This is a genomic window from uncultured Chitinibacter sp. (assembly GCF_945957625.1).
In the GTDB taxonomy this organism is placed as follows: Bacteria; Pseudomonadota; Gammaproteobacteria; order Burkholderiales; family Chitinibacteraceae; genus Chitinibacter; species Chitinibacter tainanensis.
Genome location: NZ_CAMFLP010000011.1, coordinates 1 through 24,712, shown reverse-complemented (window position 1 = coordinate 24,712; position 24,712 = coordinate 1). Strand labels below are relative to the sequence as shown.

Sequence of the window (24,712 nt, the reverse complement as noted above, 5' to 3'; positions counted from 1 at the left end):
AGCTAACTGAGTTTAGCCGAGCAGGTGTTTCACTGCATCGCGCTCTTCAGACAATTCTTTCGCGGTCGCATCCATGCGCGCGCGGCTGAATTCGCTGATTTCCAGACCTTGGATGATGGTGTATTGACCATCTTTACAAGTCACTGGGTAGCCGTAGATCAGGTCTTCGTAGCCGTATTCGCCGTTGGCAGGTACGCCCATGGTGACCCAATCGCCTTCTGGTGTGCCCAGCACCCAGTTGCGGATGTGGTCGATGGCCGCATTCGCAGCTGAAGCCGCCGATGACAAACCGCGTGCCTTGATGATCGCCGCGCCACGTTGTTGTACGGTTGGGATGAACTCAGATTCCAGCCATTTCTGATCGTTGATCAGGTTAGCTGCGTTCTGGCCTTTCACTTCCGCGTGGAACAGATCTGGGTACTGCGTTGCTGAGTGGTTACCCCAGATGATCATTTTCTTCACATCAGTCACGGCAGAGCCGGTTTTCTGTGCGATTTGCGTCAGTGCGCGGTTGTGGTCCAGACGCATCATGGCGGTGAAGTTGGCTGGATTCAGATCCGGTGCATTTTTCATCGCGATGTAGGCGTTGGTGTTGGCTGGGTTGCCAACTACCAATACTTTAACGTCACGGCTAGCCACTTTATTCAGTGCTTTACCTTGGGTCGTGAAGATCGCGCCGTTGGCTTCGAGCAGGTCTTTACGCTCCATGCCTGGGCCGCGTGGACGTGCGCCTACCAAGAGGGCGATGTCCGCATCTTTGAACGCCACTTCTGGATCGTCGCTCTGGATGATGCCTTGCAGCAATGGGAATGCGCAGTCATCCAGTTCCATCACTACGCCGTTCAGGGCTGGCAGTGAAGGGGTGATGTCCAGCAGTTGCAGGATCACTGGCTGATCCGGACCCAACATTGCGCCTGAGGCAATGCGGAACAACAGGCTGTAACCAATCTGACCAGCAGCACCAGTGACGGCTACGCGTACAGGTTTTTTCAATTGAGACATTTAGTGCGACTCCGAGTAGTGGCGAGGTGCTCGCCAACAACAACAAGACATGTTTTTTGTGCGTGTTCAGTTACACAACTCAAGCTGAATAGCTTTGATGTATAGCAAGCCAAAGTGTAGCACGCTGTTGCTTTTTTGGGAAAAGTTCGGCGGTTTTACTGGCGAAAATGTATTGTATCTTTTGTCTTATATAAGACTGTAGTAGACTCCGTGCTGACAACATGATAAAAAGTGAGTGCGATGAAAAAGTTGGCAGCACAGCCTTTGTATAAGCAAGTCATCCGCGAAGTAATGAGCGCGGTCGAGGCTGGCGAATGGCAGGAAGACGAAAGTCTGCCCAGTGAAGTGGAGCTGGGGCAGCGTTTCGGCGTAAGCCAAGGCACCGTGCGCAAGGCGCTCGATCAGTTGGTGGCTGAGGGCGTATTGTACCGCCGCCAAGGGGTTGGCACTTTCGTCGCGGGAATGAGTGATTTTTTAATGCGTGGCCGCTTTGCTTTGCTGAGCGATCCGCGTGGTGAATCACCCAAGATTGAATTGCTGGGTTGTGTGCGCATTCACGCCGGCGAGCAATTGGCCGAAATCTTGGGTCTGCGCCGCGGGGCGGCGCTGTGGCAAGTGCGACGTTTGTTGCGTGTGGCCGGGCAAGTGATTGGTTTGGAAGAGTTGCTGCTGCCAGAGGCAAATTTTCCGCAGTTGGAAATGCGCCGGATTCGCGAGCTGAAAGGCAATTTGCGTGAGTTGTGCTGGCGGGATTTCGGTGTGCGGCTCTTGGATGGGCAAACCCGCTATCGGGCGGTGAGTGCGGGCTCAGCCGAAGCGCGCTTGTTGCAAGTGGATGTGAATGAGCCGCTGCTGCAATTGGTGCGGCTAGCCACGGATTATGCCGGTAAGCCGCAGGTCTGGAGTGTGGCTTGGCTTAAGACCGAAGAGCTGGCTTTTTCGCCGGCCGAGGATGAGTAGGCGCAGGCTGTGCAGTATGTAGTGTGAAGGATTGTTTTTGCTGGGGCATTGATGTGCGTCAGTAAATCAGTAGTGCAGTAGTTTCTTTTTGTTTGGTCAATACAGAGGAATAGAGCGTATGCAAAAAGCACGCCCCAAGCACCTCGCGCTGTGGCAGATCCGTTTGCCATTGCCGGGGATTGTGTCCATTCTGCACCGCGTCAGCGGCGCGCTGATGTTCGCAGCCATCCCTTTCATGCTCTATGCACTGGAAGGTTCACTGTCATCAGCTGAGCGCTTTGAGGCATTCAAGGCCTGTATTGCCCATCCGCTGGTTAAGTTGTTCCTCTTGGCGGTGCTCTGGGCTTATCTGCACCACGCCTGTGCGGGTTTCCGTTTTCTGCTGCTGGATATTCACAAAGGCACCGATCTGCCAACCGCTCGCCTGAGTGCGAAGCTGGTATTGGCGGTGAGCCTGACACTGACCGTGATTATTGGGGGGCTGACATGGTAAATCGTCATGTAGTAGGCGCGCACTACGGTTTGCGCGATTGGCTGGTGCAGCGTGTTACCGCCGTGATTATGCTGGCTTACACCATCGGTGTGCTGGCTTTTATTTTGTTGGCTAACGGCGCGTCGTTCGAAGCCTGGCAAGCCTTGTTCGCCTGTACCTGGGTGAAAGTGGTGACCACCGTTACCCTGTTTGCCTTGCTGTGGCATGCCTGGGTTGGTGTGCGCGATATCTGGATGGATTACATCAAGCCGGTGGGCTTGCGCCTGACCATGCACGTACTGACGTTGCTGTGGCTGGCCGGTAGTCTCGTTTACATGGTTAAAGTAGTGTGGGGTGTATGAAGATGAGCAGCATTCCTGTTCGCAAGTTTGACGCCATTATTGTTGGCGCGGGCGGTGCTGGTCTGCGCGCCGCATTGCAGCTCTCTGAGGCGGGTATGAAAACCGCCGTGCTGTCGAAAGTATTCCCAACCCGTTCGCACACTGTTGCTGCGCAGGGTGGTGTTTCGGCATCGCTGGGTAATTCTGAGCCAGATCACTGGCACTGGCATATGTACGACACCGTAAAAGGGTCGGACTGGCTGGGTGACCAAGACGCGATCGAATTTATGTGTCGCGAAGCGCCCAACGTGGTGATTGAGCTTGAGCATTTCGGGATGCCATTCGATCGCAACTCGGACGGTACGATCTACCAGCGTCCGTTTGGCGGCCATATGAGCAACTTCGGTGAAAAGCCGGTGCGTCGCGCCTGTGCGGCCGCAGACCGGACTGGTCACGCCATGTTGCACGCTTTGTACCAACGCAATGTACGCGCCAATACCCAATTCTTTGTGGAGTGGATGGCGCTGGACCTGATTCGCGATAGCGAAGGCAATGTGCAAGGCGTGGTGGCCATGGAAATGGAAACCTCGGAAATCGTGATTTTCCAAGCCAAAGCCACGCTGTTTGCGACGGGTGGTGCGGGCCGGATCTTCGCTTCATCGACCAATGCCTTTATCAATACCGGTGATGGCTTGGGTATGGCGGCGCGCGCCGGCATCCCGCTGGAAGACATGGAATTCTGGCAATTCCACCCCACTGGCGTGGCCGGTGCTGGCGTGTTGATTACCGAAGGTGTTCGCGGTGAAGGCGGTATCTTGCGCAATGCCAATGGCGAGCGCTTTATGGAGCGCTATGCGCCAAACGCCAAAGACCTTGCTTCACGCGACGTGGTGTCGCGTGCGATGGTGACTGAGATTAACGAAGGCCGTGGCTGTGGTCCGAATAAAGATCACGTGCTGCTCGACATCACTCACCTCGATCCAGAAGTGATCATGTCAAAACTGCCAGGCATCCGTGAGATTTCGATCAAGTTTGCCGGTGTTGATCCAATTAAAGCGCCAATTCCAGTGGTGCCAACCTGTCACTACCAGATGGGCGGGATTCCGACCAACTACCGCGGCGAAGTCGTGGTGGAAGATCAGGTGGTGAAAGGCTTCTACGCCGCCGGCGAATGTGCATGTGCATCAGTCCATGGCGCGAATCGCTTGGGTACCAACTCGCTGCTCGACTTGCTGGTGTTTGGTAAATCATCCGGCAACAGCATGATCGATTTCATCAAAGGTCAGCCAAAAGATCTGCCAGAGCTGGTAATGAATGACGTTGAGCGCTCAGTAGCGCGCGTAGCTCGTCTGGATAACCAAACTCAGGGCACCAATGTCAATGAAGCTCGCACTGCGATGCAGCGTACGATGCAAGCGCACTGTGGTGTATTCCGCTTCAATGACATGCTGCAAGAAGGCGTGAAGAAAATCCTCGAAGTGGAAGCGATGGTGAAAAACACGGTCATCGCCGACAAATCGAAAACCTTCAACACGGCCCGCCTGGAAGCGCTGGAACTCGAAAACCTGATCGAAGTGGCCAAAGCCACCATGATCTCTGCCGAGGCGCGCAAAGAATCGCGTGGTGCCCACGTGCGTGATGATGCGGCAGATACCGCAGAAAACCCGAACGGCCGTGATGACCAGAACTGGTTGAAACATACACTGTGGCATCGCGAAGGCAATCGTCTGACCTACAAGCCCGTAAATCTGAAACCGCTGAGCGTCGAGACGATCGCGCTGAAGACCCGTTCGTATTAAGAGGTTGCTGAAGATGACTACCCAAACCGTTAAATTCCGCATTTACCGCTACGATCCGGATAAAGACGCTAAGCCGTACATGCAAGACATCAGTGTAGAAGTTGATCCAAGCACCGAGCGCAAACTGCTCGATGCATTGGTGAAACTGAAAGTAGTGGACGAATCTCTGTCATTCCGCCGTTCATGCCGTGAGGGCGTGTGTGGCTCGGATGCGATGAACATCAACGGCAAAAATGGCCTGGCCTGTATTACCGATCTGGCCAGCCTGAAACAGCCGATTGAAGTACGTCCATTGCCAGGCCTGCCAGTGGTGCGCGATCTGATCGTCGACATGACGCAGTTCTTCAAGCAATACCACTCGATCAAGCCGTATGTGATCAACAACAGCCCGGCGCCGGATCGCGAACGCCTGCAAAGCCAGGAAGATCGTAAAGAGCTTGATGGCTTGTATGAGTGTATTCTGTGCGCTTGCTGTTCGACATCTTGCCCGTCATTCTGGTGGAACCCGGATAAATTCGTCGGCCCAGCTGGTTTGCTGGCGGCGTATCGCTTTATTGCTGATACCCGCGATGAAGCAACCAGCGAGCGTCTGGATGATCTGGAAGACCCGTATCGCCTGTTCCGTTGCCACAGCATCATGAACTGTGTGGATGTGTGCCCGAAAGAGCTCAATCCAACCAAAGCGATCGGCAAGATCAAAGACCTGATGGTCAAACGCATTAGTTGATGTAAGGGGTATAGCCCTGTAGGCCAAGGTCAGTTGAGCTTGCAGGGATATACCCGCCTGGGGTGAGAAATGGATGAAGTAGAACTCAAGCGCATTCTGTGGCGCTCCCGCCGCGGTTTGCTCGAGCTGGATCTGCAGCTCGAACGATTTGTTGAACAGGTTCTGCCAACCTTGACCACCGCCGAGCTGGCCGTTTACGAACAAGTTCTGATGCTGCCAGACTGGGATTTTCTAGAGTATGTGAATGGCAAGTCGGTCTGCCCGGACCCGGAGCTTGCCACGATGATCGCGCGCATTAGTGCGGCACAACAATAATGGACCTCGGCATCGCCGAGCCGTTTTACAGGAGCAACACGATGGATAAGAAAGTCACACTGACTTACAACGATGGCCAGGACACACTGGAGTTCCCGGTTCTCAATTCAACGCTGGGCCCGGATGTGGTCGACATCCGCAGCTTCTCCAAAACCGGTATGTTCACGTTTGACCCCGGTTTCTTGGCGACCGCCAGCTGCGAATCGAAAATCACTTTCATCGATGGTGACAAAGGTCAGTTGTACTATCGCGGTTATCCAATCGAGCAATTGGCTGAAGAAGCTGATTACCTGGAAGTATGTTATCTGCTGATCAACGGTGAGCTGCCAAACCAAGCGCAAAAAGCCGAGTTTGAAAAAACCGTGATGAGCCACACCATGGTGCACGAGCAACTGACGGCCTTCTTCAAAGGCTTCCGTCGTGATTCGCACCCAATGGCCATGATGGTGGGTGTGGTGGGTGCGCTGTCAGCGTTCTACCAAGACAGCCTGGATATCAGCAACCCAGAACACCGCAAAGTGGCGATGTTCCGTCTGATCTCTAAGATCCCAACGATTGCCGCCATGTGCTATCGCTACAACCAAGGTCTGCCATTCGTTTACCCACGTAACGACCTGAGCTACACCGCGAACTTCATGCACATGATGTTCTCAACTCCGTGCGAAAAATACGAACCAAACCCAGTTCTGGTGCGCGCACTGGACGTGATCTTCACCCTGCACGCTGACCACGAGCAAAACGCATCGACCTCAACCGTACGTCTGGCTGGCTCTTCTGGCGCGAACCCATTTGCGTGTATCGCTGCCGGTATCGCTTGTCTGTGGGGCCCATCGCACGGCGGCGCCAACGAAGCTGTACTGCTGATGCTGGACGAAATCGGTGCGGTTGAAAACGTGCCGGCCTTTATGGAAGGCGTGAAAGCCAAAACCCACAAACTGATGGGCTTTGGTCACCGTGTTTACAAAAACATGGACCCACGCGCCAATGTAATGCGCCGCATCTGTCACGAAGTATTGAACGAACTGGGTCTGCAAGACGATCCGAAGTTCAAACTGGCGATGGAACTGGAAAAAATTGCGCTTGAAGATCCGTACTTCATCGAGCGCAAGCTGTATCCAAACGTTGACTTCTACTCAGGTATTGTTCAATCGGCCTTGGGCATCCCAGTACCGATGTTCACCGTGATCTTCGCGCTGGCTCGTACCGTGGGCTGGATCAGCCACTGGAACGAAATGATTTCCGATCCAGGCATGAAGATTGGTCGTCCGCGCCAGCAATACACCGGCGCCGAGAAACGCGACTACGTACCTTTGGATAAACGCGGCTAATTGCGCGTTGCGGCGCCGACAGGATGGCGGCGCCGCGGCAATGACCGGCTAATGGCGAAGCAGGGAAGACAACCTGCGCCAGCAGCACACAACGGAAATACACGGCAATGATGAAAGAACTTTCAACCAACTCCCAGCTGTTTGGTGGGAATGCGCCGTTCGTCGAAGAACTGTACGAACAATATCTGATCGACCCCTCGTCGGTCGATGCGCAATGGCGCGGCTATTTTGACCAGCTGCAACAAACTCCGGGCGCGGTGGCGCGCGACGTCGTGCGGGCCCCGATCGAAGAATCGTTCCGCCAGCTAGCACGTCAACCACTGCGTGCGGTCGGTGTGGCTGATGAAGCCGCCACAGAGCGCCAAGTGAACCTGCTGCGCCTGATTTCAGCCTACCGCATTATGGGTAGCCGTCAGGCGAAACTCGATCCGCTGCAGCGGATGGATAAAGTCGCTGTCCCCGAGCTCGACCCGAAAACCCATGGCCTGACCGACAGCGATATGGCGATCAAGCTGGGTACCAATATCAATGGTCTTGAGCGCGCTACGCCGACTGAAGTGCTGGGCTTTCTGCAGCAAACCTACTGCGGTACCGTGGGCCTGGAATACATGCACATTACCAATGGTGATGAGCGCAAATGGGTGCAAGAATTTTTCGAATCGCGTCGCTCGCAGCCAAGTTTTAATGTTGAGCAGAAAAAACGCATTCTGAAGCAAGTGACTGCGGCCGAAACGCTGGAACAATACCTGCACAAAAAATACGTAGGTCAAAAACGCTTCTCGCTGGAAGGCGGCGATAGCATGATTCCTGCGGTTGATTACCTTGCTCAAGCTGCTGGCGCCGCCGGCGTGCAGGAAATCGTGATCGGGATGGCTCACCGTGGTCGTCTGAACATGCTGGTGAATATCCTGGGCAAACAGCCACGCGATTTGTTCGGCGAGTTTGAAGGCCGCTACAACACCCAGTTAGCTTCCGGCGACGTGAAATACCATATGGGTTTCAGCTCGGATATTCCGACTCCAGGTGGCCCGCTGCACCTGACTTTGGCTTTCAACCCATCGCATCTGGAAATCGTGAATCCGGTAGTCGAAGGCTCTGTGCGCGCGCGTCAGCATCGCCGTAAAGACCTGACTGGCGATCAAGTATTGCCACTGTTGATCCACGGTGATTCAGCCTTTATCGGTCTGGGTACTAACCAAGGCACGTTCAATCTGTCACAAACCCGTGGTTACGGTACCGGCGGTACGGTGCATCTGGTGATCAACAACCAGGTGGGCTTTACTACCTCAGATATCCGCGATAACCGCTCTAGCTTGTACAGCACCGACATCGCCAAGATGGTAGAAGCACCGATTCTGCACGTGAACGGTGATGATCCTGAATCAGTGTGTCTGTGTATGGAAGCGGCGCTGCAATATCGCCAGAAATTCCACAAAGACGTGGTTATCGACCTGGTTTGCTACCGCAAACACGGCCACAACGAAGCGGATGATCCGTTTGTCACTCAGCCGATGATGTACAAAAAAGTGGCGGCCCACCCAGGCCCACGCAAAGTGTACGCCGATCAGCTGATCGCCCAAGGTGTGGTTACCCAAGCTGAAGCCGAAGGCATGATTCAGGCTTACCGCGATGCGCTGGATCGTGGCGAGCACGTTGAGCAAACCACGCTCACCGACTACAAACGCTCATACGCGCAAGACTGGACTAAATACCTAGGTACGCACTGGCGTCATCCGGTGAATACTTCGGTACCACAAGCGGATCTGGTGCGCCTGACCGAGAAATTCACCAGCATTCCAAATGGCTTTAAGCTGCGTGCCAACGTTGAGAAAATCATCAAAGAGCGCGTGCAGATGGCCAAAGGCGAGCTGCCGGTGGATTGGGGTATGGCCGAGCATCTGGCGTATTCCACCCTGCTGACCGAAGGCATCGGTGTCCGTATTTCTGGTGAAGACTCAGGCCGCGGTACGTTTAACCACCGTCACGCCGTGTTGCACGATCAAAACCGCGAGAAGTGGGATCAAGGTACTTTCGTGCCATTGCAACACCTGTCGGATAATCAAGGCCACTTCCTGGCGATCGATTCGATCCTGAATGAAGAAGCGGTGCTGGCTTTTGAATACGGCTACGCGTGTTCAGCGCCCGATGAGCTGACCATCTGGGAAGCGCAGTTTGGTGACTTCGCCAACGGCGCGCAGGTGGTGATTGATCAGTTCATTACCTCTGGGGAAACCAAATGGGGCCGTCTGTGTGGCCTGACCATGATGTTGCCGCACGGCTACGATGGCCAAGGCCCAGAGCACTCGTCTGCGCGCGTTGAGCGTTATCTGCAGCTGTGTGCCGAGCACAATGTGCAAGTGGTGATGCTGTCTGAATCAGCACAGATGTTCCATGCCCTGCGCCGCCAAATGCTGCGCCCATATCGCAAGCCGCTAATCATCATCATGAGCAAGCGTCTGTTGAAAGCGAAAAACGCTTCCAGCCCGATCGAGCACTTCACCAGCGGCGAATTCCGCCCCGTGATTGGCGAGGCGCAAGACATCGATGCGAAGAAAGTGAAACGCGTGATTTGCTGTTCCGGTCAGGTGTATTACGACCTGCTGGCCGGCCGCACCGAGCGCGATATCAAAGACATCGCGATTGTGCGGATCGAGCAGCTGTACCCATTCCCAGCCGAAGAGTTGCAAGCCGAATTGGCCAAATACTCGAATGCCAAGGAAATCATGTGGGTGCAGGAAGAGCCGAAAAATCAGGGCGCCTGGTACCAGATTCGCCACCGTCTCGAAGCGGTGCTGGCACCTAAGCAAGCTCTGAGCTTCGCCGGCCGACCTTCTTCAGCTTCACCGGCGGTTGGCTATATGAGTAAGCACAATGCTCAGCTCAAAGCCTTCGTCGAAGAGGCGATGACCTTGTAATCCAGCACGCGGCACCCGCAAGGGTGGCCGCGTTTTTGGCGTTTGCCGCTCCAGCGTGGGGGCAAAACAGCAGTATTAAAAAATTGACCGGAGTAAATCCAATGAGCGTAATCGAAGTCGTTGTACCTCAGCTGCCAGAATCCGTATCCGAAGCCACCCTGATTTCTTGGAAAAAGAAAGTCGGTGAAGCGGTTGCCCGTGATGAAAACCTGATCGACATCGAAACCGACAAAGTCGTGCTCGAAATCCCTGCGCCGCAAGCCGGCGTACTGACCGAAATCGTGGCGCAAGATGGCGCTACCGTTGGCAGCCTGCAAGTGATTGCCAAGATTGATACCGCCGCTGTCGCCGCAGCGGCGCCAGCTGCTGCCGCACCGGCCGCAGCCCCTGTTGCCGCGGCTGCTCCAGCTGCAGCGCCTGCTGCCGCAGTAGCCGGCAGCAGCGCTATGCCAGCTGCGAAAAAACTCGCCGCTGATGCGGGCGTGAACGTAAACGACGTGGCCGGTACTGGCCGCGGTGGTCGCGTATTGAAAGAAGATGTACAAAACCATCTGGCTAAGCCCGCTGCGCCTGCTGTGGCCGTACCAGCTGGCGAGCGCCCAGAGCAACGCGTGCCAATGAGCCGTCTGCGTGCCCGCGTGGCCGAGCGTCTGCTGCAATCACAACAAACCAACGCCATCCTGACGACCTTCAACGAAGTCAACATGAAGCCGCTGATGGATCTGCGCAATAAATACAAAGACAAGTTCGAAAAAGAGCACGGTGTGAAACTGGGCTTTATGGGCTTCTTTGTGAAAGCCGCCGTTGCTGCGCTGAAAAAATACCCGATCGTGAATGCCTCAGTCGATGGCAACGACATCGTTTACCATGGTTACTTCGATATCGGTGTGGCGGTAGGTAGCCCACGTGGTCTGGTGGTGCCGATCATCCGTAACGCCGACCAGCTGAGCCTGGCTGACATCGAGAAAACCATTGCTGACTTTGGCAAGCGCGCCCAAGAAGGCAAGCTGGGCGTCGAAGAGCTGACTGGCGGTACTTACACCATCTCGAATGGCGGTACTTTTGGCTCGATGATGTCTACGCCGATCATCAACCCACCGCAATCGGCCATTCTGGGCATGCACGCGACCAAAGAGCGCGCCGTGGTAGAAAACGGTCAAGTTGTAGCTCGCCCGATCATGTATCTGGCGCAATCTTACGATCACCGGATCATCGACGGTCGCGAAGCCGTACTGAGCCTGGTGGCGATCAAAGATGCGATCGAAGATCCAGCGCGCCTGTTGCTGGACCTGTAAGCCTATTGCTAGGGGTATAGCTCTGTAGGCTATATACCTGTTTGCTTGTAATGAGATACCCCGGCTGGTTGTCCAGCCGGGCACACAGGAAAAAACATGTCACAATCATTTGACGTCATCGTAATCGGCGCAGGCCCTGGCGGCTATGTGGCGGCGATTCGTGCGGCACAGCTGGGTTTTACTACCGCGTGTATCGACGAATTCAAAAACAAGGAAGGCAAAGCGTCACTCGGCGGCACTTGCCTGAACGTGGGTTGTATTCCATCCAAAGCCCTGCTCGAATCTTCAGAAAACGTTGAGCGTGTTGAGCACAAATTCGCCGCCCACGGCATTACCGTGGAAGGCATGAAATTTGATGTGGGCACCATGCTCGAGCGCAAAAACGGCATCGTGAGCAAGCTGACCCAAGGGATTGGTTATTTGTTCAAAAAGAACAAAGTGACCAGCCTGCATGGCCACGGCAAGATCGTGGGCCGCAACGGCGACAAATGGCAACTGGAAGTGGCGGATGGCGAGCAAGTGCAAGTGGTAGAAGCCACGCACGTGATTCTGGCTACCGGCTCTACCCCACGCCAGCTGCCACAAGCCCCAGTCGATAACGTACTGGTGCTGGATAACGAAGGCGCGCTGTCGATTCCAGCCGTACCAAAACGTCTGGGCGTCATTGGCGCGGGTGTGATTGGTCTGGAAATGGGCTCGGTGTGGAAACGCCTGGGCTCGGAAGTCACCATTCTGGAAGGCGCGCCTGGTTTCTTGTTGGCCGCTGACGAAGCCATCGCCAAAGAAGCACACAAAATCTTCACCAAAGACCTCGGTCTGGTGATCAAAACCAGCCTGAAAATCGGCAATGTGACCAAGGGCGCGAACGACGTCACCGTGGAATACAGCGACGCCGATGGCAATGCGTTTACCGAAACCTTCGACAAGCTGATCGTTTCAATCGGCCGCGTACCGAACACCTGGAATCTGGCTGCAGACAGCGTTGGCCTGCCGCTGGACGAGCGTGGTTTCGTGGTGGTGGATGGCGAATGCCGCACCAGCCTGCCTAATCTGTGGGCGATTGGTGACGTAGTGCGTGGCCCGATGCTGGCGCACAAAGCCTCGGAAGAGGGCGTGGCCGTGGCGGAGCGTATTGCGGGTCAGCACCCACATATTGATTTCAACACCGTGCCTTGGGTGATCTACACCAGCCCAGAAATGGCTTGGGTGGGTAAAACCGAGCAAGCGCTGAAAGCCGAAGGCGTTGAATACAAAAAAGGCCAATTCCCATTCAGCCCGAACGGCCGTGCGCTGGGCTTGGGTGAGACTGCCGGTTTTGTGAAAATGCTGGCGTGCGCCAAAACCGACCGCATTTTGGGCGTGCATATCATCGGCCCATTTGCGTCTGAGCTGATTACCGAAGCCGTCGTGGCAATGGAATTTAACGCCTCGGCCGAAGACATCGCCCGCATCGTGCACGCGCACCCGTCACTGGCCGAAGCCATGCACGAAGCGGCGCTCGGTTGCGACAAGCGCGGTCTGCACTCTTAAGCCAAGCGAATCCAAAGGGTTTAACCCTGAGTTAACCCGATTGTAATGGGCCAGGCGGACACTGTCTGGCCTACGTAGTACGAAACGGCAGCGTGAGCTGCCCCAAACACACTCCTCACAAAGGATAAATTGAGATGAATCTGCACGAGTATCAAGCCAAGGAACTGCTGGCGAAATATGGTCTGCCAGTCCAGAAAGGGATTCTGGCGCACACTGCTGAAGAAGCCGCGGCTGCCTACGATACGCTGGGCGGTAAATTCGCCGTGGTGAAAGCGCAAGTGCACGCGGGTGGCCGTGGTAAAGCCGGTGGCGTGAAAGTAGTAAAAAGCCGTGAAGAAGCAGCGGCTGAAGCTACCCGCCTGATCGGCACCAACTTGGTTACTTACCAGACTGATGCCAACGGCCAGCCGGTGAACAGCGTACTGGTGTGTGAAGACATGTACCCAGTACAACGCGAGCTGTATCTGGGCGCGGTAGTCGATCGTGGTACTCAGCGCATCGTATTCATGGCCTCAACCGAAGGTGGTGTTGAGATCGAGAAAGTGGCTGAAGAAACCCCAGAAAAAATCATCAAAGTTGAAGTAGATCCACTGGTTGGCATGCAGCCATACCAAGCGCGTGAAACCGCTTTTGCGCTGGGCCTGGAAGGCGCGCAAATCGGCGCGTTCACCAAACTGATGCTGGGCGCTTACGATGCCTTCGTGGCCAACGACTTCGCCCTGTTCGAAGTAAACCCACTGGCCCTGCGTGAAAACGGCGAGCTGGCTTGCGTGGATGGCAAAATCAACCTCGACTCAAACGCCCTGTACCGTCACCCAGCGCTGCTGGCACAACGCGACAAATCGCAAGAAAACGAGCGCGAAGTGAAAGCCTCTGAGTTCGATCTGAACTACGTGGCATTGGAAGGCAATATCGGTTGTATGGTGAATGGCGCCGGTCTGGCGATGGCCACGATGGACATCATCAAACTGAAAGGCGGCCAACCAGCCAACTTCCTGGACGTTGGTGGCGGCGCAACCAAAGAGCGCGTCATCGAAGCCTTCAAACTGATCCTGGCCGATACCTCAGTACAAGGCGTACTGATCAACATCTTCGGTGGTATCGTGCGTTGCGACATGATTGCTGAGGCGATTATCGCGGCCGTGAAAGAAGTAAACGTCACTGTACCTGTAGTGGTTCGTCTGGAAGGTAATAACGCCGAATTGGGCGCGAAAATCCTTGACGAATCAGGTCTGAAACTGACTTCTGCCCAAGGTCTGAACGACGCAGCCGAGAAAATCGTCGCTGCAGTTGCGGCTTTGTAATCTCAGCACAAAGGGAAAAAAAATGAGCGTTTTAGTAAATAAAGACACCAAAGTGCTGGTGCAAGGTTTCACCGGCAAGAATGGTACTTTCCACGCTGAGCAAGCGCTGAAAGTGGGCACCAAAGTAGTGGGTGGTGTTACCCCAGGTAAAGGCGGCTCAGAGCACCTTGGCCTGCCAGTATTTAACACCATGCGCGACGCCGTAGCGCAGACTCAAGCCGATGCCTCTGTCATCTACGTACCTGCAGCTTTCGCAAAAGATTCAATCTTGGAAGCGGTTGATGCGGGTGTGCAACTGATCGTATGTATCACCGAAGGCGTGCCAACCATCGACATGCTGTACGTGAAAAAAGCCGTGGATGAAGCTGGCGTGCGCCTGATCGGCCCGAACTGCCCAGGTATCATCACCCCGGGCGAGTGCAAAATCGGCATTATGCCGTGGCACATCCACAACCCAGGCCGCATTGGTATCGTTTCACGCTCTGGTACACTGACTTACGAAGCGGTAGCGCAAACCACCGCTCTGGGTCTGGGCCAATCAACGTGTATCGGTATCGGTGGCGACCCAATCCCAGGCACTAGCCACATCGACGCACTGAAACTGTTCCAAGACGATCCTGATACTGACGCGATCGTGATGATCGGTGAGATCGGCGGTACTGCGGAAGAAGAAGCGGCAGAATTCGCTAAATCTTACGTAACCAAGCCAGTTGTTGGTTACATCGCCGGTGTTACTGCGCCGAAAGGCAAACGTATGGGCCACGCTGGCGCGATCATCTCTGGCGGTAAAGGTACTGCTGAAGAGAAATTCAAAGCCTTCGAGCGCGCTGGTATCGCCTACACCCGCAGCCCAGCTGAAATCGGCAAAACCATGTTTGAATTGCTGAAATCAAAAGGCATGATCTAATTCAAGCGTTGAATTGATCTAAATAAAAAGCCACCCTCGGGTGGCTTTTTTATGGGTATTTGCTTGAACGTAAAGCAAATATTGGTGTTTAGGTGAGTACCACGGGTGGGTATTCGCGGCTTAGTCTTCAATCAGCTGGCCCGGCGCGCCCAATACTGGCGAATGCTGCTCGCAATGCCGGTAAGAAAATAATACAAACCACCCATGCTGTGGGCTTTGTTGTATTCCTCTAGCGGATAAATCATGCCGCTATTGAAATGAGCAATCGCGCTCGCGTCGTCAGCGGCATAAATCATATCGCCATGCACCTCAAAACCAGCCGCCAACAACGCTTCCTTGGCCGCGAGAAAATCGCTACGCTCAGTCGATAAATACCGCACTTCTTTGCTGTGGCCGCTGCCGCGTTGGAAAAACTGATATTTAGCCATGGCTTGATCCTGTTTTTGAACTTGTACTTGGGGCTGCGGGCGCACTGTGCTTGCGTGGCACAAGCTAAATTACAACTAAAGCGCGCCATACATGATTCGAGCATAAATTCGCATGGCTTACGTGTCTATTCGTTTTATCCGAATGCAGTATCAGTTTTAAGCTGAGGATGGAGAACAAATTGCGCTGGGTTATCGGTCGAACAAAGTTACTGGTAGTGTGGTGGCTCTGGTGATTTGAACGGCCTCTTTTTGTCTGTAATTCGGCCAAAGCGGCCAGTCAAAACCTATTGATTGATGGCCGAAATCACTCTGCCACTACACTCTATCTTCAAATAGTTACTAAGTGGTTACAACTATTTTCCTACGCCGATTGTTGAATTTGGAATCCGTATTAACCAATCTGAACTACGATTTCCGCTTCTTCTGCTAACATAAATCCGCAGCTCACTGCCTGACCATTTGACGTTTATTATGCTCGGCCTTGTGGAGTCGGTGTTGTCACGACCATTTACTTGTATTTTTCCTTGCCACTGCAATTCTCCATTAATACCAAATCGAACGAGGCGAATTCCATTAGGGTGTTCAAAGACAAAGACAAAGACAAAACCACTAGACGATGCCCCTACACTTTTCGACACCCACTTTTCGCTGTACTTCAACTCCCTCAATGACAATGAGAGCAACTCACCGGCTTTGTAATCGATCAATTCATCGCCAACATCAGCAAAACCATCAACTTCAGCTTTTCGGTAGGCGATTTCCCAGTCTCCCCCCCATGCGGAGGTCCGTTCTTGTCCCACTCTTGTGCCAGCGTCGGGAGCCTCGATTTCGTCGACTCGTATCTCCGACCAAATAATTGCATCCGAAGTCAAATCAACAATCTTGGGTTCAATCACTCGACGTACCAGCGATAATGACTGTCTTGTATTTTGCGGCAAACCTTTTATCGCATTGGTCAGACTAAAATATGGATTGCCACAATTGACAGCTCCAAACTTGGCGATTTTCCACTCATTTTTGGAGCCACGTTCATTCGTATCTGGATTATTTGGCGAATCCGATGAGGTTAATGCAACAAGTACATTACCTGTGGATTGCTCTACTAAGGACCACCGGATAAATCCAGTGCCGTCATTTGCAGGGAGGGCTTTTATTGCGTGAGATGCGAGAGATTTTTTATTTGGGATTGCACGAAGGCATGTGTTTGGTGCAAATGGGGAGTGGGGGCTGTCTTGCATGCTAAACGGTGATGAATACGTTCTACACCGAGGATCTCCTTTTTTGGCCAAATCGAATTTCACGTATTGTGAATCCGCCTCGATTTCAAGGCGACTATATTCATCGCCGTTAATTTGAGCTACTCCCCACATGTCAAATTCTTCGCCTCGGTTGTCTCGCCCTTTGAGTCGACCTGCTCTTAACTCCACAAACCTAACGCCCCTGTCCCCGAGCAAAGAAATCAAAGTGGATTCTTTAACTTTGTTCGCGTCAAGCAACAGGCTATCGATATTATATTCATCAGCAACATTCTGAATTTCGCGAGTACATTGAGCCATAGCAAGCTCACGCAGTTTGTCACGCTTTTTTTGTTCAGTTTCTTCGGCAGAAGGTGGCGGCTTAGCTAACATAGCTTTCAATACTATTCCAACCGAAAGGCAGGCTAGAATTATGCCGATAAGAACTTTCCTTTTTTCACTCGAATGGTCACCCGACTCACTTCGTTCGGCATCATCCTTTGTTGGATCTGAATGAATATCAACAACTGCAAAGGCAGCCCAAAATGGTGCGAGTACTAATGCAACTCGAAAGCCGAAAATAAGCCCGGAGCCCCCTCCCCCATACGGAATGGCGGAGAGAATAGCAAGAAGAAGAACAGCAAAAGCTATGACCCCCCCCACAAAAATACGCTTGATAGCTGAGCCGATTACCTCAGAAACTGACTTAGTCCCATTTATCTCTGGATTCAATAATCGATAGGCTATGGCTGCAAAAAGCCCTCCAAAAAATCCGACCACAGGCATTCCAAACAAATTTCCAAACAACAGGTAGTCAGTCTGGGCAAGATTCATGCGTGTCGCCTAATTATTTGGTGTTTATTTGAATATGGAGGAGTGATGGTACGAAAAAGGGCAGATTGCCAAATATTATTTCATTACTATAATTTTCAAATTTCATTTTGGCATAACGTCCGCTCTTGGCCGACTACCTTCAGCTGACGGGTAATTGTCGACCCACATGGAATCTGACGCAAAAGTAAGATGACCGATGTGGTGATGGCGGCACATCATTGTCGGCTTTGGCCGAGCAGCACAAGCATGACTCCAGAATACGAAAGGCCGCAAACCATGTGGTAGCGGCCTTAATGATTAACGGATCATGCCAAAGCAGTAGTGTCGACGCAGTGCCGCAGTCCTATTTTTGATGTTTTATCAGACACTCGCCATCTTTCTCATGGAGAGCCAATGCTTAGAAGTTGTATTATCAAGAGCTCTACACATTACAAATCAAATATGTGGCTGTATACGTTGCATATTTCTACTATGAAAAAATATATCGTTCTATTGCATTCGCTCCTAGCTATCTTATTACTAACCCCGTTATTTGTTTCCGCTACAGAACTTCCTAAAATCCCACTGACCATCGGATTTGCGAATCTTTCTGGCGATGATCTCAGTACCCTCGTATCTGAAGATGCAAAGATCCTATCGCCACTTTTTACGCGATCACGGGTTGTGGCAGCCCATCAGATCCCGAGTGCGGAAATACTCTTCGTTTACGCTCACTTAAACGAGGATGGAACAATCAAAGGTCCAACGCGATCTGGCATTCGGCAAATTGTTCAGCTTACAAATGCCGCAATTGTGGTTCTTGCATCGCCTAATTCTGCAATCAGCATCAAAAATGCGGTAACTCTGCCAGGCTCGAGAACCGCAAATATAGTTTTTACACTAGATCGTAACGGAAGTGGATTTAGTCGGTTTTTCAAAGAGCTGTTCGAAAAAATGCAAGATGGAAAGCATATGCTGAGCGCGTGGGTCGAGCTTGCGCCACAAAATCCAAACGCCAACCCCACATATGCGCCTCAGACCATCCTTTTGTCGGAGGGCGGTAAGATTGCCTTTCCCCGCTAAAGCTTTGTCCGCTTTGGCCGATCTGTCGATGCCGTCGTCTGAAATACGAAAGGCCGCAAACCATCGGGTTGCGGCCTTAGCCCTTTGTCATCCAGCTACGGTAGTTCGCTATATTTCAGTCTGCTCTGATATTTCGAGAGCATCATCAACTTCAATGCCAAGATAACGAACGGTGCTCTCCATTTTTGCATGTCCAAGCAGCAACTGAATTGCGCGCAAGTTTTTTGTACGCTTGTATATCAGCGTGACCTTAGTTCTTCGCATGGTGTGCGTGCCGTATTCAGTTGGATCTAAACCAATTGAACTAACCCAGCGATTTACAATGCGGGCATATTGCCTAGTCGAAATGTGCGGCGACAACTGACGTTGTCGACTTGGAAATAAATACTGATCAGAACGTAGTTTTGCATGAGAAATCCAAGCAGAAACAGCGTCACGTGTTGGTTCTGTAATTTCAAATTGCACAGGACGTTGGGTTTTGCTCTGGAGTACAGAGGCGCGTGATGCTACTTGGTTGCCATGACAAACGTCTCGTACCTTTAAATTAACTAAGTCGCAACCCCGTAACTTGCTGTCGATCGCTAAGTTGAACATGGCAAGATCGCGCACTTTTTTACCTAGTTGCAATCGAATTCGAATAGCCCAAATTTCCTTAAGCTTTAGCGGCGGTTTCTGACCAACAAGCTTGCCTTTATTCCATGGTTCATGGTGAGTATCGAGAGACATGATTAACTCCTTGGGGTTAAAAGGAGTTTAATTATTCAAACGACACCAATGTCGGATTGATCGTTTTGCATACTTTAAGGGGTGAAAGGCCGTTATAGAAATATTTGCGGACTATTATTGTCCAGTCAGAACCATAGAACATCGACCTTAGCAAACTGTCATCTACTTTTAATCTCCTGACACAAAATCTAGAGCTCTCCACTTCAAATTTTCCAGTCATCCCGTTTTTCAATCATGAAGTCCATAAAAGCACGCACCTTGGCTGGTAATTGCTCGCGCGTTGGGATGTATAAATAGCAGCCCGAAAACGGGGTACTCCAAGGCTGGAGTACCCGCTGCAAAGCTCCGCTGCGGATATGCTGTCGCACCGTGATTTCGATATGCTGCATCACGCCAATGCCCTGTAGCGCGGCGCGGATCATGCCTTCATCGTCGTTCGTGGTGTAATTACCCATCGGTTCCAGCACAAAATCCTGTCCCGTCGTACCTGGTGGCGCGAACTCCCAATGGTGTACACCGCCACTACTGGCATATCGATAGCGCAGGCAATTATGGTTGGCCAGATCAGCGGGAGTAGAGGGAACTCCATGCTCAGCAAAATATGCCGGTGTCGCCACAACTGCCATTTCGAGTGGCGGCGTAATCGGCACCGCCGTCATATGCTCGGCCAAACTTTGACCTAAGCGTATCCCTGCATCGCAGCCTTCGGCAATGATATTGGCAAAGCCATCGTTGATGACCAATTCCAGTTGCAGCTTTGGATAGCGTGCAAAAAACTCGGGTAAATGCGGTTCGACTAGCGTTTTGGCGGCAAATCGCGAGCTATTAATCCGCAGCAGTCCCGATGCTTCTGCGCGCGAGTCACCCACTGTTCTCACCGCGCCATCGATCGATTGCAAAGCGCCTTGCAGCACGGCATATAGCCGTTGTCCTTCTTCGGTTAGCGACATATCACGTGTCGTGCGATACAGCAGTTTCACGCCCAACTTGCGCTCTAGCGCTTTCAGGTTTTGCGACAGCGCCGCTCGCGATACGCCCATTTCATCGGCCGCACGCGTAAAACTGTGATGCCTAGCCACATGCGCAAACCACGCTAAAGACGGCAGTAACGAAGGATCCATTCTCCCTCCTTGATTGTTAAGTATTACTTACTACTGTGCTTTATTTTGTGCTCTTCTTTTTAATCAATCAAGCGCCTAAGATTCACTCAACAACAAGACAGCAGCAAGCCATAGCCTCAGTGGCGGTTGGTTTTTAAATCAGAGTCAAACAAGGAGTATCACCATGCAAAGCGTTCAATTTCAAAATCTGAATGGCCAAGGCATCACGATGGCAGCCCATATTCACCTACCTAGTGATTTTGATGCCAGCCAAAGCTACCCAGCAATTGTGGTCACTCATCCGGGTGGTGGCGTTAAAGAGCAGACCGCAGGTTTATACGCCAGCAAACTGGCTGAAAATGGTTTTGTCGCCATTGCGTTTGATGCCTCATATCAAGGCGCCAGCACCGGCATGCCACGCCAATTGGAAAATCCTTATATCCGCGCCGAAGACATCAGCGCAGTCATCGACTACCTGACGACTCTGCCTTATGTCGATGCGACACGCATTGCGGCAATGGGAATTTGCGCTGGCGGCGGCTATGCGGCCAATGCCGCGATCAATGATCGGCGTATCAAAGCTTTGGCAACAGTGAGCGCAGTGAATATTGGCTCGATGTTTCGCAACGGCTGGGAAGGTACGGTGAAAGACGCTGATGCGATGGCTTACTTGGATTTTGGCTCGCAAGCCCGCAGCACTGATGCTGCTAAAGCAGAATTGGCGACATTGCCGCTGGCGCCGATGCGCGAAGAAGACGCACCGAATGCCGAGCTACGCGAAGCTTGGGAGTATTACCACACGCCACGCTGCGAGCATCCAAATGCACCTGGATTTATGCTGACACGTAGTCTGACGCTATTGATTAGCTACGACGCGTACAACAAAGCCGAAGCCTTTTTAACTCAACCCGTACTGGCTATTGCTGGCAGTGTCGCCGGCAGCAAATGGATGAGTGATGACTTGATTGCGCGTGCAGCAAGTAGCGACAAGCAGTTGTACATCGTCGAGGGCGCGAATCACATGTCGCTGTACGATATCCCCACATACGTGGCTGAGGCCGTGACTAACTTAGTGCCGTTTTTTCAACGCACACTGAACTAAGCACGACTGAGGCTGGCAATGACCACCAATGCGCCAGCCTATCCCGAACTCATAAAGGAAAGTACATCATGCACACGCACATTCAACACGTTAGCTATCGCAATCTAGGTTGGGATACCGCAGCAGACCTCTATTTGCCACCCAATTTTGATGCCAGTAAAACTTATCCAGCCATTGTCAGTACGCATCCCATCGGCAGCTGCAAAGAGCAAACTGCAGGCAATGTCTATGCTAGAGCACTCGCTGAAGCGGGCTTTGTGGTGCTGGCGTACGATGCAAGTTTCCAAGGGCAAAGTGGCGGCGAACCGCGCTATATCGAAGATCCAGCCATCCGTGTTTCCGACATACGCTTTGCTATCGACTATTTACAGTCGCAGCCTTATGTTGATACCGAGCGAATTGGCGCGATTGGCGTCTGCGGTGGCGGTGCATATACGATCAATGCCGCGATGACCGACTACCGCATCAAAGCTTTGGCATCGATCACTGGCGTCAACTTCGGTCGGCTGATTCGTGAAGGATTTAGCCAGTTCAATCCAGTTGCCGCACTGCAAGCGATGGCAGCACAGCGTACAGCAGAAGCCCAAGGTAGTGCGCGCCATGTGATTAACTATCTACCCGACTCAGTTGAGGCTGGCCGTCAGGCTGGCATGACGGATATTGATGTGCTGGAAGCGACTGATTACTACAAAACAGCGCGGGGCCAAGAAGCTCGCGGCGCGACTAGCGCTCTGTTTTCGTTTAATAGCGCGGCGATGGGCTGGGACGCTTTTCAACAAGCCGAAGTCTTGTTAAATCAACCCTTGATGGTTGTGATTGGTGACAAGCCGGGCGCGTTTGGTGCATATCGCGATGGCTGGGAAATCTATGGCCGAGCAGCATCACAACACAAGGAAATTGTTGTGGCTGAAGGTTGGTCGCATTATGACCTATATGACAAACCTGAACCCGTTGCTCTTGCGATGGCCAAGCTCGTCCCATTCTTTGAAACGCATCTGTAAACAGCCAAATTGAACAGAGCGTAGGACAGCAATACACCTAGATTGATGTGAGAAATTCGATGACGACAATATTTTGGATAATTGCCTTGCTTGCGGTGTTATTTCTGTTCGTGATGACTTATATGTCGGCAGTAGCCTGGATTGAAAGCAGGCAGGCAATGCGCTTGAAAAATATGCTGCCTTTTCAATTTAAGCAGGCGAGCACTTCGCGTACAGCGGTGGTGTATTACTCGCGCTCAGGCAATACCGCGCTGGCTGCGCGCAATATTGCAACGCGACTCAATGCGGCATTATTTCCTTTGGCTGCGCCAGACTATCAACTAGGGACTTTGGGTCTGGTGCATGCAATCAAGGATGCGAATGCGCGCCGAGCCAAGCCCGATTTTTTGCCAGAAATTAGCCCGTCTACGCTCGATCTGACGCTCTTTGATACCGTTTACCTCGGCTCTCCTGTATGGCTGTATAGTCCCGCTCCGCCGATTTGGGCTTTTGTTGAGCACAACCGATTCGATGGACAAAATGTAGTGCTGTTCAACACCTTCAATAGCCATATCGGTGAAGATTACATTGCCAAATTCAAGGACAAAGTTATGGCACGAGGAGCGAAGTCCTTCGAGCATCGGCGCATGTTGCGCGGACGGATGACGCAGCAAATAAGCCCTGAGCAAATGATTCAAGCGATAGATCGAGAGTGGTTTAACCACTAAAGGATTCCGTGCTTGGCTAATCAATTTACCCGCTGTTCGAAATAACTGAACATCAACGATGGAAGTGAGCACATTTCCGCTTTGGCCGAGTAGCACAAGAATGCCCCGCAAAAACGAAAGGCCGCAACCAGATGGTTTGCAGCCTTTCCACCTGCCGGCATCGACACATCGGCCTTAAAGGATACTCACGATTTCTTTGGCGACAGCCAAAATTTATGCGTCGCTATTCTACCTTAAGTGTCAATTTTACCTACCTCCAGAACTCCGTGCGTCTGATAGACTCGAACATCACCCTAACGCTGAATTTTGGAAGCTTGCCTTAATGAAAAATTTCTTTACCTTTGTACTGCTGCTTACGGCGTCAACATCCGTATTGGCCGCGGCGCAAACGGAAAAACAAATTACAGACATTGTTAATAGCACCATTGTTCCGTTGATGGAAAAACAGACGATTCCAGGCATGGCGGTAGCAGTGATTTATCAGGGTAAGCCTTACTTCTTTACTTGGGGGCTGGCCGACATTGCTGGCAAAAAGCCAGTTACGCAGCAGACTCTTTTTGAGCTTGGTTCGGTCAGTAAAACATTCACAGGGGTATTAGGTGGTGATGCCGTTGCTCGTCGTGAAATCAAACTTAGCGATCCAGTCAACAAATACTGGCCAGCGCTTTCGGGTACGCAATGGACGGGGATTAGTTTGCTCCATCTGGCCACCTATACTGCCGGTGGTTTACCACTACAGTTGCCAGAATATGTTACCGACGAAGCGTCGCTGCAGAATTACTATCAAACTTGGCAGCCACAGTGGAAGCCGGGAACGACACGCCTTTATGCGAATGCCAGTATTGGCTTGTTTGGCTCACTGGCGGTCAAACCGTCGGGCATGGACTTTGAGCAAGCAATGATCAAACGTATATTCCATCCTTTAAAGCTCACTCATACTTGGATCAATATTCCGCAGCGAGAAGAAAAGTACTACGCTTGGGGCTATCGCAGCGAGAAAGCGGTTCATGTTTCTCCTGGAATGCTAGATGCAGAAAGCTATGGCGTGAAATCGTCGATAGAGGATATGGCCAGGTGGGTGCAGATCAACATGACGCCCACCGATGTAAAAGATGCCTCGCTAAAAGTGGGAATTATGCTTGCCCAGTCACGTTACTGGCATGTTGGCGACATGTATCAGGGGTTGGGTTGGGAGATGTTAAATTGGCCAGTGCAAGCGAAAACTATAATCGAAGGAAGTGATAATAAAGTCGCACTTGCCCCGCAGAGTGCGATTAAAATTTCTCCACCAGAAGCCGCATTAAAAGCCTCTTGGGTACATAAAACCGGCTCAACCGGTGGGTTTGGCAGCTATGTAGCTTTCATCCCTGAAAAAAACCTCGGTATTGTGATGTTGGCAAACAAAAGCTACCCCAATCCTGCTCGTGTGGAAGCGGCTTATCGCATTCTGGAAGCATTGCAATAAATACTTGATCAACTACGACCTTCCGTTGGGGCATTGCTGGCTCATCGAGAGGTTAACGAAAACTAAGATGGTCGGCGTATTTGCAACGACAGGTGAATGACCGCTAAGGCCGGAGGCTGTGTGAAAACACAGCTGGTCTACAATGAACAAACCGTTT

The 24,712-nt window shown here is 52.2% G+C and carries 21 protein-coding genes and 1 pseudogene; 17 read left to right on the top strand and 5 right to left on the bottom strand.

Features of this window, described 5'->3' with window-relative positions:
* Nucleotides 1-12: 12 nt before the first annotated feature.
* Nucleotides 13-993 carry a malate dehydrogenase gene (locus QV747_RS12535; RefSeq protein WP_047392261.1) on the bottom strand — a complete coding sequence of 327 codons (981 nt, stop codon included), beginning with the start codon at nt 991-993 and terminating at the stop codon, nt 13-15.
* A 249-nt stretch (nt 994-1,242) separates the two neighbouring features.
* Between QV747_RS12535 and QV747_RS12530 the strand changes: the two genes are divergently transcribed.
* The 12 genes from QV747_RS12530 (at nt 1,243) to sucD (ending at nt 14,895) form a co-directional block, all read left to right on the top strand.
* Nucleotides 1,243-1,962, top strand: coding sequence for a GntR family transcriptional regulator (locus tag QV747_RS12530; RefSeq protein WP_047392095.1), 720 nt, complete (start codon nt 1,243-1,245; stop codon nt 1,960-1,962).
* A 118-nt stretch (nt 1,963-2,080) separates the two neighbouring features.
* The gene (gene sdhC, locus QV747_RS12525) at nt 2,081-2,455 is read left to right on the top strand and encodes a succinate dehydrogenase, cytochrome b556 subunit (protein WP_273431362.1); all 375 of its coding nucleotides are present in this window, start codon (nt 2,081-2,083) and stop codon (nt 2,453-2,455) included.
* On the top strand, nt 2,449-2,796 hold the full coding sequence (sdhD, locus tag QV747_RS12520) for a succinate dehydrogenase, hydrophobic membrane anchor protein (protein ID WP_047392090.1): 348 nt from the start codon (nt 2,449-2,451) through the stop codon (nt 2,794-2,796). The genes sdhC and sdhD overlap by 7 nt, the downstream gene beginning before the upstream one ends.
* Before the next feature lie 2 nt (nt 2,797-2,798).
* Nucleotides 2,799-4,574: a succinate dehydrogenase flavoprotein subunit gene (gene sdhA, locus QV747_RS12515; protein ID WP_273431360.1), complete on the top strand. Its 1,776-nt coding sequence runs from the start codon at nt 2,799-2,801 to the stop codon at nt 4,572-4,574.
* 13 nt (nt 4,575-4,587) lie between these two features.
* Entirely contained in the window at nt 4,588-5,301 is a 714-nt protein-coding gene (locus QV747_RS12510; protein ID WP_028450889.1) for a succinate dehydrogenase iron-sulfur subunit, read from the top strand.
* 69 nt (nt 5,302-5,370) lie between these two features.
* Nucleotides 5,371-5,616 carry a succinate dehydrogenase assembly factor 2 gene (locus QV747_RS12505; protein WP_047392083.1) on the top strand — a complete coding sequence of 82 codons (246 nt, stop codon included), beginning with the start codon at nt 5,371-5,373 and terminating at the stop codon, nt 5,614-5,616.
* Nucleotides 5,617-5,657: 41 nt separating this feature from the next.
* Nucleotides 5,658-6,944 (top strand): citrate synthase, encoded by a 1,287-nt coding sequence (gene gltA / locus QV747_RS12500; RefSeq protein ID WP_028450887.1) that lies wholly within the window; start codon nt 5,658-5,660, stop codon nt 6,942-6,944.
* A gap of 107 nt (nt 6,945-7,051) precedes the next feature.
* Nucleotides 7,052-9,859 (top strand): 2-oxoglutarate dehydrogenase E1 component, encoded by a 2,808-nt coding sequence (locus tag QV747_RS12495; RefSeq protein ID WP_047392078.1) that lies wholly within the window; start codon nt 7,052-7,054, stop codon nt 9,857-9,859.
* A gap of 101 nt (nt 9,860-9,960) precedes the next feature.
* Nucleotides 9,961-11,154: a 2-oxoglutarate dehydrogenase complex dihydrolipoyllysine-residue succinyltransferase gene (odhB, locus tag QV747_RS12490; RefSeq protein WP_273431356.1), complete on the top strand. Its 1,194-nt coding sequence runs from the start codon at nt 9,961-9,963 to the stop codon at nt 11,152-11,154.
* Between the two features lie 96 nt (nt 11,155-11,250).
* Nucleotides 11,251-12,684: a dihydrolipoyl dehydrogenase gene (lpdA, locus tag QV747_RS12485; protein WP_028450884.1), complete on the top strand. Its 1,434-nt coding sequence runs from the start codon at nt 11,251-11,253 to the stop codon at nt 12,682-12,684.
* A gap of 134 nt (nt 12,685-12,818) precedes the next feature.
* Entirely contained in the window at nt 12,819-13,988 is a 1,170-nt protein-coding gene (gene sucC / locus QV747_RS12480) for an ADP-forming succinate--CoA ligase subunit beta (protein ID WP_028450883.1), read from the top strand.
* Nucleotides 13,989-14,010: 22 nt separating this feature from the next.
* On the top strand, nt 14,011-14,895 hold the full coding sequence (gene sucD, locus QV747_RS12475) for a succinate--CoA ligase subunit alpha (protein WP_028450882.1): 885 nt from the start codon (nt 14,011-14,013) through the stop codon (nt 14,893-14,895).
* Nucleotides 14,896-15,026: 131 nt separating this feature from the next.
* Here the strand turns inward: sucD and QV747_RS12470 are convergent, their stop codons facing one another.
* Both QV747_RS12470 and QV747_RS12465 read right to left on the bottom strand, forming a co-directional pair.
* Nucleotides 15,027-15,323 carry a hypothetical protein gene (locus tag QV747_RS12470; RefSeq protein WP_028450881.1) on the bottom strand — a complete coding sequence of 99 codons (297 nt, stop codon included), beginning with the start codon at nt 15,321-15,323 and terminating at the stop codon, nt 15,027-15,029.
* 353 nt (nt 15,324-15,676) lie between these two features.
* On the bottom strand, nt 15,677-17,392 hold the full coding sequence (locus QV747_RS12465; RefSeq protein WP_273431350.1) for a hypothetical protein: 1,716 nt from the start codon (nt 17,390-17,392) through the stop codon (nt 15,677-15,679).
* A gap of 471 nt (nt 17,393-17,863) precedes the next feature.
* Between QV747_RS12465 and QV747_RS12460 the strand changes: the two genes are divergently transcribed.
* Nucleotides 17,864-18,454, top strand: coding sequence for a hypothetical protein (locus QV747_RS12460; RefSeq protein ID WP_273431348.1), 591 nt, complete (start codon nt 17,864-17,866; stop codon nt 18,452-18,454).
* 108 nt (nt 18,455-18,562) lie between these two features.
* On the opposite strand, the gene QV747_RS12455 is transcribed toward QV747_RS12460, so the two are convergent.
* Nucleotides 18,563-19,180 carry a tyrosine-type recombinase/integrase gene (locus tag QV747_RS12455; protein ID WP_273431346.1) on the bottom strand — a complete coding sequence of 206 codons (618 nt, stop codon included), beginning with the start codon at nt 19,178-19,180 and terminating at the stop codon, nt 18,563-18,565.
* 203 nt (nt 19,181-19,383) lie between these two features.
* Nucleotides 19,384-20,301: a LysR family transcriptional regulator gene (locus QV747_RS12450; RefSeq protein ID WP_273431344.1), complete on the bottom strand. Its 918-nt coding sequence runs from the start codon at nt 20,299-20,301 to the stop codon at nt 19,384-19,386.
* Nucleotides 20,302-20,443: 142 nt separating this feature from the next.
* On the opposite strand from QV747_RS12450, the pseudogene QV747_RS12445 reads away from it, so the two are divergent.
* From QV747_RS12445 to ampC, 4 genes and pseudogenes are all read left to right on the top strand, one after another.
* Nucleotides 20,444-21,382: pseudogene (locus QV747_RS12445) on the top strand (alpha/beta hydrolase); the annotation flags it as partial.
* Between the two features lie 68 nt (nt 21,383-21,450).
* The gene (locus tag QV747_RS12440; RefSeq protein ID WP_273431342.1) at nt 21,451-22,383 is read left to right on the top strand and encodes an alpha/beta hydrolase; all 933 of its coding nucleotides are present in this window, start codon (nt 21,451-21,453) and stop codon (nt 22,381-22,383) included.
* 59 nt (nt 22,384-22,442) lie between these two features.
* A complete protein-coding gene (locus QV747_RS12435) occupies nt 22,443-23,090 on the top strand; it encodes a flavodoxin (RefSeq protein ID WP_273431340.1) in 648 nt (215 codons plus the stop codon).
* Nucleotides 23,091-23,412: 322 nt separating this feature from the next.
* Nucleotides 23,413-24,555 carry a CMY2/MIR/ACT/EC family class C beta-lactamase gene (ampC, locus tag QV747_RS12430; protein WP_273431338.1) on the top strand — a complete coding sequence of 381 codons (1,143 nt, stop codon included), beginning with the start codon at nt 23,413-23,415 and terminating at the stop codon, nt 24,553-24,555.
* The last annotated feature ends 157 nt before the right edge of the window (nt 24,556-24,712 follow it).

Excerpts from the sequence above, each read along its gene's own strand:
- QV747_RS12460 (WP_273431348.1), top strand. The coding sequence starts at position 17,864 with ATGAAAAAATATATCGTTCTATTGCATTCGCTCCTAGCTATCTTATTA.
- ampC (WP_273431338.1), top strand. The coding sequence starts at position 23,413 with ATGAAAAATTTCTTTACCTTTGTACTGCTGCTTACGGCGTCAACATCC.
- QV747_RS12435 (WP_273431340.1), top strand. The coding sequence starts at position 22,443 with ATGACGACAATATTTTGGATAATTGCCTTGCTTGCGGTGTTATTTCTG.
- sucC (WP_028450883.1), top strand. The coding sequence starts at position 12,819 with ATGAATCTGCACGAGTATCAAGCCAAGGAACTGCTGGCGAAATATGGT.
- QV747_RS12505 (WP_047392083.1), top strand. The coding sequence starts at position 5,371 with ATGGATGAAGTAGAACTCAAGCGCATTCTGTGGCGCTCCCGCCGCGGT.
- QV747_RS12465 (WP_273431350.1), bottom strand. The coding sequence starts at position 17,392 with ATGAATCTTGCCCAGACTGACTACCTGTTGTTTGGAAATTTGTTTGGA.
- QV747_RS12455 (WP_273431346.1), bottom strand. The coding sequence starts at position 19,180 with ATGTCTCTCGATACTCACCATGAACCATGGAATAAAGGCAAGCTTGTT.
- gltA (WP_028450887.1), top strand. The coding sequence starts at position 5,658 with ATGGATAAGAAAGTCACACTGACTTACAACGATGGCCAGGACACACTG.
- QV747_RS12495 (WP_047392078.1), top strand. The coding sequence starts at position 7,052 with ATGATGAAAGAACTTTCAACCAACTCCCAGCTGTTTGGTGGGAATGCG.
- QV747_RS12440 (WP_273431342.1), top strand. The coding sequence starts at position 21,451 with ATGCACACGCACATTCAACACGTTAGCTATCGCAATCTAGGTTGGGAT.
- odhB (WP_273431356.1), top strand. The coding sequence starts at position 9,961 with ATGAGCGTAATCGAAGTCGTTGTACCTCAGCTGCCAGAATCCGTATCC.
- sdhC (WP_273431362.1), top strand. The coding sequence starts at position 2,081 with ATGCAAAAAGCACGCCCCAAGCACCTCGCGCTGTGGCAGATCCGTTTG.
- QV747_RS12510 (WP_028450889.1), top strand. The coding sequence starts at position 4,588 with ATGACTACCCAAACCGTTAAATTCCGCATTTACCGCTACGATCCGGAT.
- sucD (WP_028450882.1), top strand. The coding sequence starts at position 14,011 with ATGAGCGTTTTAGTAAATAAAGACACCAAAGTGCTGGTGCAAGGTTTC.
- QV747_RS12530 (WP_047392095.1), top strand. The coding sequence starts at position 1,243 with ATGAAAAAGTTGGCAGCACAGCCTTTGTATAAGCAAGTCATCCGCGAA.
- QV747_RS12470 (WP_028450881.1), bottom strand. The coding sequence starts at position 15,323 with ATGGCTAAATATCAGTTTTTCCAACGCGGCAGCGGCCACAGCAAAGAA.
- QV747_RS12450 (WP_273431344.1), bottom strand. The coding sequence starts at position 20,301 with ATGGATCCTTCGTTACTGCCGTCTTTAGCGTGGTTTGCGCATGTGGCT.
- lpdA (WP_028450884.1), top strand. The coding sequence starts at position 11,251 with ATGTCACAATCATTTGACGTCATCGTAATCGGCGCAGGCCCTGGCGGC.
- sdhD (WP_047392090.1), top strand. The coding sequence starts at position 2,449 with ATGGTAAATCGTCATGTAGTAGGCGCGCACTACGGTTTGCGCGATTGG.
- sdhA (WP_273431360.1), top strand. The coding sequence starts at position 2,799 with ATGAGCAGCATTCCTGTTCGCAAGTTTGACGCCATTATTGTTGGCGCG.